The 12,657-nt window shown below is 62.1% G+C and carries 9 protein-coding genes and 1 pseudogene; 3 read left to right on the forward strand and 7 right to left on the reverse strand.

The window, feature by feature from the left end; translation table 11 throughout:
* Positions 1-165: 165 nt before the first annotated feature.
* From J4D25_RS11045 to ptsP, 3 genes are read right to left on the reverse strand one after another with little or no spacing between them, the layout of a single operon-like run.
* Complete coding sequence (locus J4D25_RS11045; RefSeq protein ID WP_057716463.1) at positions 166-1,905, reverse strand: PTS fructose-like transporter subunit IIB; 1,740 nt, start codon at positions 1,903-1,905, stop codon at positions 166-168.
* 11 nt (positions 1,906-1,916) lie between these two features.
* Positions 1,917-2,855: a 1-phosphofructokinase gene (pfkB, locus tag J4D25_RS11050; protein WP_057716464.1), complete on the reverse strand. Its 939-nt coding sequence runs from the start codon at positions 2,853-2,855 to the stop codon at positions 1,917-1,919.
* The gene (gene ptsP / locus J4D25_RS11055; RefSeq protein ID WP_057716465.1) at positions 2,855-5,716 is read right to left on the reverse strand and encodes a phosphoenolpyruvate--protein phosphotransferase; all 2,862 of its coding nucleotides are present in this window, start codon (positions 5,714-5,716) and stop codon (positions 2,855-2,857) included. The genes pfkB and ptsP overlap by 1 nt, the downstream gene beginning before the upstream one ends.
* Positions 5,717-6,006: 290 nt before the next feature.
* Between ptsP and cra the strand changes: the two genes are divergently transcribed.
* Complete coding sequence (gene cra, locus J4D25_RS11060) at positions 6,007-7,002, forward strand: catabolite repressor/activator (RefSeq protein WP_057716466.1); 996 nt, start codon at positions 6,007-6,009, stop codon at positions 7,000-7,002.
* A 3-nt stretch (positions 7,003-7,005) separates the two neighbouring features.
* Complete coding sequence (locus tag J4D25_RS11065; protein WP_057716467.1) at positions 7,006-7,782, forward strand: TatD family hydrolase; 777 nt, start codon at positions 7,006-7,008, stop codon at positions 7,780-7,782.
* A 27-nt stretch (positions 7,783-7,809) separates the two neighbouring features.
* Here the strand turns inward: J4D25_RS11065 and J4D25_RS27260 are convergent, their stop codons facing one another.
* The 4 genes and pseudogenes from J4D25_RS27260 to ampD all read right to left on the reverse strand — a co-directional run bounded on the left by J4D25_RS27260 (position 7,810) and on the right by ampD (position 11,442).
* Positions 7,810-8,739, reverse strand: coding sequence for a methyl-accepting chemotaxis protein (locus J4D25_RS27260; RefSeq protein ID WP_373423036.1), 930 nt, complete (start codon positions 8,737-8,739; stop codon positions 7,810-7,812).
* Positions 8,716-9,807 (reverse strand): annotated as a pseudogene (locus J4D25_RS27265) (methyl-accepting chemotaxis protein); the annotation flags it as partial. The pseudogene J4D25_RS27265 and the gene J4D25_RS27260, both read right to left, overlap by 24 nt.
* A gap of 241 nt (positions 9,808-10,048) precedes the next feature.
* Complete coding sequence (gene ampE, locus J4D25_RS11075; RefSeq protein ID WP_057716469.1) at positions 10,049-10,885, reverse strand: regulatory signaling modulator protein AmpE; 837 nt, start codon at positions 10,883-10,885, stop codon at positions 10,049-10,051.
* On the reverse strand, positions 10,882-11,442 hold the full coding sequence (gene ampD, locus J4D25_RS11080; RefSeq protein WP_057716470.1) for a 1,6-anhydro-N-acetylmuramyl-L-alanine amidase AmpD: 561 nt from the start codon (positions 11,440-11,442) through the stop codon (positions 10,882-10,884). Before ampD ends, ampE begins: the two co-directional genes overlap by 4 nt.
* A 243-nt stretch (positions 11,443-11,685) precedes the next feature.
* Between ampD and nadC the strand changes: the two genes are divergently transcribed.
* Positions 11,686-12,534 (forward strand): carboxylating nicotinate-nucleotide diphosphorylase, encoded by an 849-nt coding sequence (gene nadC, locus J4D25_RS11085; RefSeq protein ID WP_057716471.1) that lies wholly within the window; start codon positions 11,686-11,688, stop codon positions 12,532-12,534.
* The last annotated feature ends 123 nt before the right edge of the window (positions 12,535-12,657 follow it).

A 12,657-nucleotide genomic window follows, 5' to 3' on the forward strand; every position in this document is an offset into this window, starting at 1 on the left:
TGGAAAAGGAAAAACTAAAGCATGGCTGGATGAAGCCGGCATGACATCCCCACCCTGTAGGAGCGAGCCCGCTCGCGAAAAACCAATGGGCGCCGCTGGGCATCTGGTTTGACGCGTTATCGTTCGCGACCATCGCGAGCGAGCTCGCTCCTACAGGAATCGGTGTCAGGCGGTGACGGGCTCTACCGCCAACTCCACCACTTCCGGCCGTTTCACCAGCGCATACGCCACCGCCGTCAACAGACTCCCCGCCACAATCGCCAACAGGTAGAGCAGCGCATGGTTGATTGCATTCGGGATCGCCAGGACGAACAACCCACCATGGGGCGCCATCAATTTGCAGCCGAAATACATCGACAACGCACCCGTCAGCGCACCGCCGGCGATGCTCGCCGGAATCACCCGTAGCGGATCTTTCGCCGCAAAAGGAATCGCCCCTTCAGAGATAAAGCACAGCCCCAGCACCAGCGCTGCTTTACCGGCCTCGCGCTCGGTCTGGGCGAACTTGCGTCGGGCAATGAACGTGGCGATGCCCAGGCCGATCGGCGGCACCATGCCGGCCGCCATGGTCGCCGCCATCGGCGCGTAGCTCTGCGACGCCAGCAACCCCACCGAAAACGCATAGGCCGCCTTGTTGATCGGCCCGCCGAGGTCGACGCACATCATGCCGCCCAGCAACACACCGAGCAGAATCGCGTTGGTGGTGCCCATGCTGTCGAGAAAGTTCGTGAGCCCGGCAAGCATCCCGGCGACCGGTTTGCCGACCACGTAGATCATCACCAGACCGGTGAACAGACTCGCCAGCAGCGGGATGATCAGGATCGGCTTGAGCGCCTCAAGACTTTGCGGCAATCGCGCATAACGGTTGATCGCCCTGGCCGCATAACCGGCAAGAAAGCCGGCAATGATCCCGCCGATGAAACCGGCGCCCAAGGTGCTCGCCAGCAGTCCGCCAATCATCCCCGGCGCGAGGCCCGGACGGTCGGCGATGGAATAGGCGATATAGCCTGCCAGCAGCGGCACCATCAGCTTGAACGCGCTGTCGCCACCGATCTGCATCAACGCCGCCGCCAGTGTGCCCTCCTCCTTGAACGCGGTGATGCCGAACACGAACGACAAGGCGATCATCAAGCCGCCGGCCACCACCATCGGCAACATGAAGGACACGCCGGTCAGCAGGTGTTTATAGACGCCCGTCTTCTCCTGTTTGGCCGTTGTTTTGGCAGCGCTCGATGCGCTTTCCTGTTGGCCTTCGGCCAAGGCCTTTTTCAACGTCGCTTCGGCTTGCTTAAGGGCAATGCCGGTGCCGCAGCGATAGATTTTCTTGCCGGCGAAACGCTCGGTGGCGACTTCGATATCGGCCGCCAGCAGCACCACATCGGCCTCGGCAATCGCTTGCGCGCTCAATGGATTGCGCGCGCCGACCGAGCCCTGGGTTTCCACCTGCAGCTCATAGCCCAGGCGCTTGGCCGCTTGCTGCAAGGCTTCGGCGGCCATGAACGTGTGAGCGACACCCGTCGGGCACGCGGTAACGGCCACCAGTCGCGGCGCGTTCTGGACAACCGCCACAGGTTCGACGGCGGCCTCTTCGGCGGCGTAAACCTGAGCGTCCTGCGCTCCACGGCGCAGCACGGCTTCCACGTCTTGCAGGGCCTGGGCCGGGGTGCTCTGGAACACTCGCTTGCCGACAAAACGCGACATTTCCACCGGCGCGCTGGTCACCAGCAACACCCACTCAGCCGCGTCGAGGGTGGCCGCCGACAGTTGCTTTTCGGGATGCGCGGCATCGGTGACTTCGACACTGGTGCTCCAGCCCTGACGCTGGGCCGCGGCATCGAGCAGCCGGGCACACAGCACACTGGTGACCATGCCGTTCGGGCAGGCCGTAACGATGGCTAACTTCATGACAATCCCTCTTATTGTTCTGTCAGGGGACGCACGCGCACACCCTGTTCGAGCTGCGCCAGTTGCGCTGCATCGCCAATGCCGAATCCGATCTGGGTCACTGCCATCGCGGCAATCGCCGTGGCGGTGCGCAAGGTCTGCTCCGGCGTATCGGCACTGAGCAAACCGTGGAGCATCCCCGCCAGCAACGAATCACCCGCGCCCACCGTGCTGGCGACGTTGACCCTGGGTGGTGTGGCATGCAGCGCCGAGCCGACGCTGAACCAGTTCACGCCATCGACGCCATGGGAAATCACCACATGCTCGATGCCCTGGGCATGCAAACGCTCCGCCGCCAAGGCCTGGGCACTGACCGACACGACCTCGCCCAGCACCTCGGCCAACTCTTCAGTGTTGGGTTTGATCAGCCACGGCCCCGCTTTCAGCGCTGCGCGCAATGCCTCGCCGCTGGTGTCGAGGGCGACATTCAGCCCCAGGTTCTTCAAGCGCAAGATCAACGCCTGCAACCATTGCGCACTGACGCCCAGCGGCAAGCTTCCGGCGACAACCACCGCATCGTGCCCCGGAGCAATCTGCTCCAGTCGATCCATCAAGGCCTGCTGCGCCGCCTCGCTGACCTGCGGCCCCGGCCCGTTGATGTCGGTGATGCGGCCGTCGCTTTCCGCCAGTTTGATATTGCTGCGGGTTTCGCCAGGAACACGGATGAAGGCATCAACAAAACCGCGTTTGGCGAACAATGTTTCGAACGCTTGCAGGTTGTCTTCGCCAAGAAAGCCACTGACGGTCAGTTGATGCCCGAGGTCCGCCAGCACCTGTGCCACGTTCACGCCTTTGCCCGCCGCGTGGGTGTGCATCACATCGCTGCGGTTGACCTGGCCGGCGTCAAGGCGCGGCAACTGGACGGTCAGGTCCAGCGCCGGGTTAAGGGTTAGGGTAAGTATCCGGGCCATTACAGGGCCTCCACTAATGCGCGCACTTCATTGGCGCTGCCCACGGCCAGGGCCTGTCGGGCAAGGGTTTGAGTCTGAGTGAAGCCCAGTTCGCGAATCCGCGCCTTGACCTCGGCAATGCTGCGCGCCCCGACGCTGAGCTCATCCACTCCGAGGCCGACCAGCACCGGCACCGCCAGCGGGTCGGCCGCCAGCTCGCCGCACACACCGACCCATTTACCGTGAGCATGGGCCGCACGCACGGTGATGTCGATCAGTTGCAGCACCGCCGGATGCAAGCCATCGGCCTGGGCCGACAGCGTCGGATGGCCACGGTCGATGGCCAGGGTGTACTGGGTCAGGTCGTTGGTGCCGACGCTGAAGAAATCGACTTCCTTGGCCAGGACCGGTGCCAGCAATGCCGCCGACGGCACTTCGATCATGATCCCCAGTTGCAGGTCGGCGACCGGGATTTCCTGGCGCAGGCGTTCGGTCATGTCACGGGCCTGGCGCCACTCGTCGACGCTGCCCACCATCGGAAACATGATCCGCAGCGGCCGGTTGTCGGCAGCCCGCAGCAAGGCGCGCAGTTGCGCTTCCATGATCTGCGGACGCTGCAAGGTCAGGCGAATGCCGCGCACGCCGAGGAACGGGTTTTCTTCCTTCGCAATCGGCCAGTACGGCAGCGGTTTGTCGCCACCGACATCGAGGGTGCGCACCACCAGCGGCCGCCCGGCCAGACCGTCGAGTACGCGGCGGTACTCGACTTCCTGGGTCGCCTCGTCGGGCACTTGCGGGTGGGCCATGAAAATCAGTTCGGTGCGCAACAGGCCAATGCCTTCGGCGCCCTGCTCCACCGCACTGGTGACGCCGGCGCTTTCACCAATGTTGGCGAACACTTCGACGGCGTGGCCATCGATGGTCAATGCCGGTTGATGACGCAGTTCAGCAGCCGCCTTCAAGCGTTGCTCGCGGGTATCGCGTTCGGCCGTGGCGCGCTGCAAGGTCGCCGCGTCAGCGTCCACATGCAGACGACCACGCTGGCCATCGAGCAGCAAAGCCGTACCCGGTGCCAGCAGCAACACGCCGGGACCGGCGCCGACCAAGGCCGGAATACCCAGCGCCCGGGCAACAATCGCACTGTGCGCCGTAGCACCACCCCGCGCGGTGAGAATCCCCGCCACGCGAGCCGGGTCGAGACGCGCGACGTCGGACGGGCCGACCTCGTCCATCACCAGAATGTACGGTTGATCCGGTTCGCTCGGGGTTTCGATGCCGCTGAGTTGCATCAACACCCGACGCCCGATGTCGCGCAAGTCGGCCGCACGCTCGGCGAGCAAGGCATCCTGCAACGTTTCCTGCTGCCGAGCCGCCGCTTCAATCACGGCCATCCACGCCGCCTCGGCACTTTCGCCCTGTTTGAGGCGCGTATCGACCTCATCGGTCAGTTCCGGGTCGTCGAGCATCTCTTGGTGGGTAATGAAGATTTCGCGAATGGCTTTGCTCTTGCTGCGCTCGATCAGGCCCTGGATGTCACGGCGTACCTGCGCCAGGGCGTGCTGGAGGCGCTCGCGCTCGATGCCGGCGGACTCGCCGCGCAACGGGTAATCGATGGTTTGCAGCACCTGAATATGCGCCGGGCCGATGGCGAACCCCGGAGCGGCGGCAATCGCCTGAACCACGCTGCCAGATGACGGGGCGAGGACCACTTCGGCCATATCGGCAACGACTTCACGCGCCTGACTTACCGGCGGCAGCGGTTCGACTTCCTCCCCGAGGCCTTCTTCGATGGCGGCCAACAAGGCCGGCAACGCATCCGCCGCGATGCCCGGTTCGGCGATGATTTCCAGGACCTGCCCCCGACGGGCGCCGAGGCTGAGCAACTTGCTCAAGCTCTTTACCGACACCGCACTGTCATGGCCATCGACGATGCGTACGCGGATGTCACCTTCAAAACTCTTTGCCAGTTGCGCGAGGATTTTCGCCGGGCGCGCATGCAAACCGTGGGCGTTGGCCAATGCAATTCGCGCGCTGGGCCAGTCGGCGGGCACTTCACCACCGAGCACTTCGAGGACCTTGCGGCTGCTGGTGGCGCGCCCCAACTCATGGCCACGCCCTTCGATCAACAACGCGCACAGGCGTTCGAGCAGGGCTTGATGGGCCTCACCGAGGCTGGCCAGGCAGAACAGTCCAGTGAGTGGCTGGCCGAGATAACGCAGCGGTCTGTCCGGGGTGACGAAGGCCAGGCCCGGACGCTTCACCGTCTGTTCGCTGTGCAGCCACCACAGGCCATCGCCCAAGGGCAGCGCTTCAACCTGCTGCAGCACGGCGGAGAAACCGTTGCTCACGCAGTCGGCCTGCCGCAGCAAACGTGCACCACGCCAGACCAGCTCTTCGAAATCTTCGGCCGCCACACCGAGACCGATCATCTGTGCATCCAGCGCCAACTCCTGCGGCGCGCCTTGCAGCAACTTCAGCAAGGCTTCGGCGGAACCGGCGCGACGCAGGGCCTGGCCCAGGTCAGTCTCGCCGAGGGCGCGGGTGAGCAATTGCAACAGGCGCAGATGTTCATCGGATTTGGCGGCGATGCCGATCGCCAGGTAAACGATATGACCATCGCCCCAGTCCACGCCATCGGGGAACTGCATCAGGCGCACACCAGTGGTGAACACCAGGTCGCGGGTTTCGGGCGTACCGTGGGGGATGGCAATACCTTGACCGAGAAAGGTCGAGCCCTGAGCCTCCCGCGCCTGCAAGCCGGCGAGATAACCCTCGGCAACCAGGCCGTCGGCGACCAGATGCCCGGCCAGCAATTGCAGGGCTGCGGACTTATCCACAGCCGACTGGCCCATCGAAATCTGCTCTACAGTGAGCTCGAGCATGCTTTCTCCTTTTTGGCGCCTTGGGGCACCAGGTATTGTTTTGAATGAGTCAGCTTAGGCGCTTGGTCATCGCTTTTGGCGGTTTCACGGCAGAACCGGCCAAAGGCGCCTAAAACGTAGAAAATACGCTTGCTGAAACGTTTAATCTATATCGATTGGCACGTTACTCGAAATTGGCCCATCCTTGAAGTCCAACTTGTCGGATGCGTTGCGACAATGGTCGCCTGCCTTAATCGGTTAGGATTGACGAAAATGTCGAGGCAATCTCGAAAAAACAAGGAAACAGCGGGTTGAAACTCAGTGATATCGCCCAGTTGGCCGGTGTGTCCGTCACCACCGCCAGCTATGTCATCAATGGCAAGGCCGAACAACAGCGCATCAGCAGCGCTACCGTCGAACGCGTGCGCGCGGTCGTCGAACAACATGGCTTCACGCCTAACCCACAGGCCGCCGGATTGCGCAGCCGACACACCCGCACATTGGGGTTCATTCTGCCGGATCTGGAAAACCCCAGTTACGCGCGAATCGCCAAATTGCTGGAACAAGGTGCGCGGGCCCGGGGTTATCAGTTGCTGATCGCCAGTTCCGACGATGCGCCGGACAGCGAACGGCAATTGCTGCAGTTGTTCCGCGCCCGGCGCTGCGACGCACTGATCGTTGCCAGCTGCCTGCCGCCCGGCGACGACAGCTATCGCCAATTGCAGGCCAAGGGCATTCCGATCATCGCCATCGACCGGGTCATGGAACCCGAGCATTTCTGCTCGGTGATCAGTGACGACCGCGAGGCCAGCCTGCAACTGACCCGCAGCCTGCTCGCCCCCTTGCCCAAACAGATCGCGCTGATTGGCGCCCGCCCGGAGCTGAGCATCAGCCAGGAACGTTGCGCCGGCTTCAAAGAGGCGCTCGTCGGGTTCAACGGTGAGGTGCTGATTGAAGAAGGCGAATCCTTCAGCCGCGAGTGCGGCAAACAATTGATGGAAGAATTGCTGCAGCGCCTGGGCCATTTGCCCGATGCCCTGGTGACCACATCCTACGTGCTGCTTCAAGGCGTGTTCGATGCGCTGCACGACTTCCCGCTGAAAAACCGCCCGCTGCGCCTCGGCACGTTCGGCGACACTCAGTTGCTGGACTTCCTGCCGCTGCCGGTCAACGCCATGGCCCAGCAGCACCAGTTGATCGCCGACAAGGCCCTCGCGCTGGCCCTGGCAGCCATCGAGCAGTCGGATTACCGGCCCGGTGTGCAAGCCATTGCCCGCACGTTCAAGCAGCGTATTCGCCAGGACTGAACCGTGGAGCTGATCGACACCCACACCCATCTGGATTTTCCGGACTTCGACGCCGACCGTCAGGCGCTGCTGGCCGAAAGCCGCGCCCTCGGGGTGCGGCGGATCGTGGTGCTGGGGGTTTATCAGGCCAATTGGCAGCGGGTCTGGGAGCTGGTGCAAAACGATCCCGACCTGCATGCGGCGTTCGGATTGCACCCGGTGTATCTGGACGATCATCGCCCTGAAGACTTGAGCGAACTCGGCGATTGGCTGACCCGCCTGGCTGGCCATCGGCAACTGTGTGCCGTCGGCGAGATCGGCCTGGACTACTTCATCGAAACCCTCGACCGTGAGCGCCAGCAGTCGTTGTTCGAGGCGCAATTGCAATTGGCGGCGGACTTCAATCTTCCAGCACTGATCCATGTGCGGCGCAGCCATGCGGCGGTGATTGCCACGCTCAAACGGTTTAGCCTGAAACGGGCCGGCATCATCCACGCCTTTGCCGGCAGCCAGGAAGAAGCCCGGGAATACATCAAGCTGGGTTTCAAACTCGGCCTGGGCGGTGCCGCGACCTGGCCTCAAGCGCTGCGCATGCACCGAGTGCTCGCCGAGCTACCGCAGGATTCTGTGGTGCTGGAAACCGACTCCCCGGACATGGCGCCCGCCATGTTCCCCGGCCAACGCAACAGCCCCGCGCATCTGCCCGCGATCTGCGCGGCACTGGCCGACATCATGGCGATCAGCCCCGAGCAATTGGCTGCGGCCAGTACGGCCAATGCCTGCGAGTTGTTCAACTGGTGAATCAAATCCTGTGGTATCAGGCGACCGCTACACCCGAAACGCGCTGATCAACTGTTTCAACTCCACGACCTGGGCCGACAACGCCCGACTGGCATCTTCGGTCTGATGCGCACCTTCAGCGGTGCGCTCGCCGGCGCGATTGATCTCGACGATGTTCTGGTCGATGTCGTGGGCCACGGCAGTTTGCTGCTCCACCGCGGCGGCAATCTGCTGGTTCTGGTCGACGATCATGCCAACCGCTCCCAAGATGTTTTCCAGCGCCCGCTGGACCTTTTCCGACTGCCCGACCGTGCCATTGGCCATTTCATGGCTGGTGCCCATGGCCTTGACCGCCGCGCCGACACCGCCATGGAGCTTGGCGATCATCTGCTCGATTTCTTCGGTCGATTGCTGGGTTCGTTTGGCCAGGGTCCGGACTTCGTCGGCTACCACGGCGAAACCACGGCCCTGCTCACCGGCCCGTGCCGCCTCGATGGCGGCATTGAGCGCCAGCAGGTTGGTCTGCTCGGCGATGCTCTTGATCACTTCGAGCACACGGCTGATGGACTGGCTGTCGCTGGCCAGTTGGTTGATCACCAGTACCGATTGATCGATCTCGCTGGCCAGCGCGGCAATGCTGCCTTGCTGCGACTCCACCAGGCCACGACCACTGATGGTCTCATCGTTGACACTGTGGGCACTGCTCACCGCCGCGGCGGCACTGCGCGCCACTTCCTGGGAAGTGGCCGACATCTGGTTCATCGCCGTGGCCACTTGTTCGATCTGCGTTCGCTGCCCGGCGACGGCCTGGTTGCTTTGTGCGGAAACGCTTTCCACCTGGCCGGCCTGACGCTCGACTTCGCTGACGGTCTGCCCCACCCGCTCGATCAGGTCATGGATCTTTTTCACCGTGCCGTTGAACACTTCGCCCAGCTCCCCCAGCTCATCGCGGCTGTGGGCGCTGAAGGTCACTGTCATGTCGCCGGCCGCCACCTTGTCCATCACCGCGCCCAGGCGCTTGAGCGTGGTGCGGGTCGAGGCATAGAAAGCGCCGTAGAGATAAAAGATCAACACAAAGACGACTGACAGCGCCACGGCCTGCAAGACCATGTGCGTGCGATTCTGCTCAAGTCGCTGCTGCAATTGCGGGCCGAGATACTTCAGGACCGCCTCGTTGAGTTGGTAAGTCTGGTCCATCAGGGCGCTGACCTGATCGTAAAAGCCCTGCCACGGCGCGTCGAGGGTATCCGCCATGACCACTTGTTCTTCGAACAGCTCGCTGGCTTTCTTCAGGGATGCCCGGCTGCTGTCGGCCTGAGCGGCCAGGGTATCGCGCGCAGCCTTGCTGGAACCCAGGGCATCCAGCAACTTCAGGCCATACTCGGCCTGGAGCTTTTCAATCTGCGCCAGCAATTCATCGAAACGGGTACTCGAAGCCGAGTTGATGAATCCCTGCCCCAACGAGTAAGACCCCATTGCCCGACCTTCGCCCAGGATCTGGGTGACCCGCGGCGTGACGAGGGTGACAAGCTCGCTCAACTGGCGCATGTCGCTCTGGTTGTCGCGACTGAGACCGGACTGGCTGGTGATGAGCTGGCTGAAAATCTGCGCGCTGCCCACCAGCTTGCCGATCAAGGCACTTTTGCTTTGCAGGGAATTTTCCGTTTGCTGGGCCTTGAACGCGGCGATCATTTCATCGCGTTTGCCATCAAACACCGCAACCTGCTCCGGGTCGCTGGTCATCGCCGTCAGCCCTTGCAGACGAGTCAGAATATTCTGCTCAAGGGCGCTGATTTTCGACTCGACGTTGCCGGCCTTGCCGGATTGGCCGAGGCTGACATTGATCTGCACCAGGTTGTTCAGGGTTTCCAGATCGCGCCGCAACGTCAGGCTGCTGCCCAACAGGTCGAGACTTTGCAGCTCGATGCGCGTGCCCTGGAATTCGCGGTAGGAGTCACGCACCAGATAGAAGTTGGTCACCAGCATCGGCACCAGGAACAGTACGCTGATCAGGCTGAACTTCATACCGAAGCTCAGACGGTTCATCAGTGCGACAGCGGGATAGAGCAAGCTCTTCACTGGATGTCTCCCTTCAGTTTCTTATTTTTTTTATTGGCAGGCGCAGACAGAAAGCAGATAGCCACTATTCGACGCTATCTCTGTATAACTTAAATCGGCAGGAGGTTTTGTAACTTAAGGTTAACGACAGAAGTCCGCGAGCGATACGAAGCGAACTCAATGTGGCGAGGGGGCAAGCCCCCTCGCCACAATGGCTCAGACAGCCGGGCTAATGCAGGACCGTCCACAACGCAAAGCCGGCATACCAGAGCACCGCCGCACGCAGCAGCAGCGCCCAGATGCGGTCCAGATTGTTGATACCTTCCGCGCCGGTCACCGGCGCCGGAATTTCACCGGCCACCAGCCCGACTTTCACGATCAATTGCGCGGCGCTGATGTTCCAGTTCAGCAGCTCATGCAGCATCACCCGACTGACCGCGACAAAATTGCCGACCAACGCCAGGCTCGCGGCCAGCAGACGCACCGGCAACCAGTCGAAGGCGTGACGCAGTTGCCCGGCGCGCTCGACCACTGCAGGGTTTTTCCCGTGCTCTTCGGCCAGCGCCAGCAACCGATAACTCAGCGCCGCAACCGGACCCAAAAGGAAGTACCAGAAAATCACCGCGAAAAAGCTCTGGTAGGCTTCCCACAGCAAATGCCCTTCGACCTGCTCCAGCAGCTGCTCGCCATTGTCTGCGCAGATATCCAGATCGCGCTGGGCGACATGGGCCGCCGCTTGCAGGTCCTCCCGACGCCAGGCATCGCGGAACGGCCCGAGATCGCCCAGTAGATCACCGCGCCCCAGGCTATAGATGACTACCAGCATATGGATCGGCAACGCCAGCAAGCCGTAGGCCACCGGCTCGATGACGACCAGCAGCAACCCCAGCAACGCCACCGGCAACAAGACCAGTATCGACAGCACCAGCCATGGTCGGTTTGAAAATCGCGGGCTGGCCTCAAGCTTGTTCAGCTCGTGTGTCCAGCCATTGTCACGCTGAACCCGATGGCGCAGGGCCGAGAACTTCTCGATCCACACCGCCAACAGCAACACCAGAAAACTCATCGTCCTTCCTCTTGTGCCAGGGCGGCACGATAGCGTGCCCAGTCGAACGCCGGCCCTGGATCGGTTTTGCGCCCCGGTGCAATGTCGCTGTGCCCGCAGATGCGCTCTGTGGTGATTGCCGTGAACGCCTGTTGCAACTGGCGCGTCAGGGCTGTCAACGCGTGGTATTGCGCGTCGGTGAACGGCAGATCATCCGTGCCTTCGAGCTCGATGCCCACGGAAAAATCGTTACAGGTTTCCCGCCCCTCGAAGCTCGAGACGCCCGCATGCCACGCACGCTCAAGGCACGAAACAAACTGGGTAACGGTACCGTCACGCTCGATCAGAAAGTGCGCCGACACTCGCAAGTCCACGATCCCTTCAAAATAGGGATGTTCGGTGACATCCAGACGATTCTGGAAAAACTCCTGCACCTTGCCGGTGGCGAACTGCGCTGGCGGCAGGCTGATGTTGTGGATCACCAGCAGGGAAATTTCGCCTGTGGGGCGCGCATTGAAGTTGGGAGAGGGGCAGACATGCACACCCTGAATCCAACCGCTCGCGGGGTCCAACTGCATACCGATTCCTTCAACGTCGACTGTATTGGCACAGTATGCCGCGATAATCCCCCAGGACGCGATCACTTGCCGCGTTTGAGGTTGCCGATCTCAAACAGGCGTATGTTCGGAATCGACAGCCAACGCCGGTAACGTCAGGGATTCGACCAAATACAGGTGCCAGCGCAAACGTAACGCTCTGATGCCTTGGGTTGGTCGGTGCCATGGCCCTATAATCGAGCCACTTTGTTTGTGGAGTCCGTTATGCCGAATCTACGTCTCGCCGATCTGACCGCCGAAATCGAAGCCAACGTGCGCCGTGCGCTGCATGAAGACATCGGCAGCGGCGATATCACCGCGCAGTTGATCCCGGCTGAACGCCTGGCCAAAGCCACCATCATTACCCGCGACGCGGCCGTCATCAGCGGCACCGCCTGGGTCGATAACGTGTTTCGGCAACTGGACCCGCGGGTGGCGGTGCACTGGCAGGTTGCTGACGGTGAACGGGTGACGCCCAATCAGGTGCTGTTCCACCTCGAAGGCCCTGCGCGCTCACTGCTGACCGGCGAACGCAGCGCCCTGAATTTCCTGCAACTGCTCTCCGGTGTGGCGACCCGCGCGCAATACCTGGCGGACTTCGTGGCCGAGACTCAGGTCAAGCTGCTCGACACCCGCAAAACACTGCCGGGGCTGCGCCTGGCGCAAAAGTACGCCGTGACCTGCGGCGGTTGCCATAACCACCGCATCGGCCTGTATGACGCCTTCCTGATCAAGGAAAACCACATCGCCGCCAGCGGCGGCATCGCGCAGGCCATTGCCGCTGCGCACAAGATCGCTCCGGGCAAACCGGTCGAGATTGAAGTGGAAAGCCTGGATGAACTCAAGGAAGCGCTGGCGGCCGGTGCCGACATCATCATGCTCGACGAACTGAGCCTGGACGACATGCGTGAAGCCGTGCGCCTGAATGCCGGCAAGGCCAAGCTGGAGGCCAGCGGCGGGATCAACGAAAGTACGTTGCTGCCAATTGCACAGACCGGGGTGGATTACATTTCGATCGGTGCGATGACCAAGGATGTGAAGGCGGTCGATCTGTCGATGCGCCTGAGTCTCTGATCACACGTATGTGAGTTGCCAAAACTGTAGGAGCGAGCTTGCTCGCGATGTACCTGAGAGCGCCATGTTTAACCAGTAAACAGGCGTTATCGTTAACGACCATCGCGAGCAAGCTCGCTCCTA

This window comes from Pseudomonas sp. GW456-L13 (genome assembly GCF_017350115.1).
Taxonomy (GTDB): Bacteria; Pseudomonadota; Gammaproteobacteria; order Pseudomonadales; family Pseudomonadaceae; genus Aquipseudomonas; species Aquipseudomonas jessenii.

What these genes read in the sequence shown, in the direction of transcription:
- J4D25_RS11045 (WP_057716463.1), bottom strand. Translation starts at nt 1,905, where the DNA reads ATGAAGTTAGCCATCGTTACGGCCTGCCCGAACGGCATGGTCACCAGT.
- pfkB (WP_057716464.1), bottom strand. Translation starts at nt 2,855, where the DNA reads ATGGCCCGGATACTTACCCTAACCCTTAACCCGGCGCTGGACCTGACC.
- ptsP (WP_057716465.1), bottom strand. Translation starts at nt 5,716, where the DNA reads ATGCTCGAGCTCACTGTAGAGCAGATTTCGATGGGCCAGTCGGCTGTG.
- J4D25_RS27260 (WP_373423036.1), bottom strand. Translation starts at nt 8,739, where the DNA reads ATGACAGTGACCTTCAGCGCCCACAGCCGCGATGAGCTGGGGGAGCTG.
- ampE (WP_057716469.1), bottom strand. Translation starts at nt 10,885, where the DNA reads ATGAGTTTTCTGGTGTTGCTGTTGGCGGTGTGGATCGAGAAGTTCTCG.
- ampD (WP_057716470.1), bottom strand. Translation starts at nt 11,442, where the DNA reads ATGCAGTTGGACCCCGCGAGCGGTTGGATTCAGGGTGTGCATGTCTGC.
- nadC (WP_057716471.1), top strand. Translation starts at nt 11,686, where the DNA reads ATGCCGAATCTACGTCTCGCCGATCTGACCGCCGAAATCGAAGCCAAC.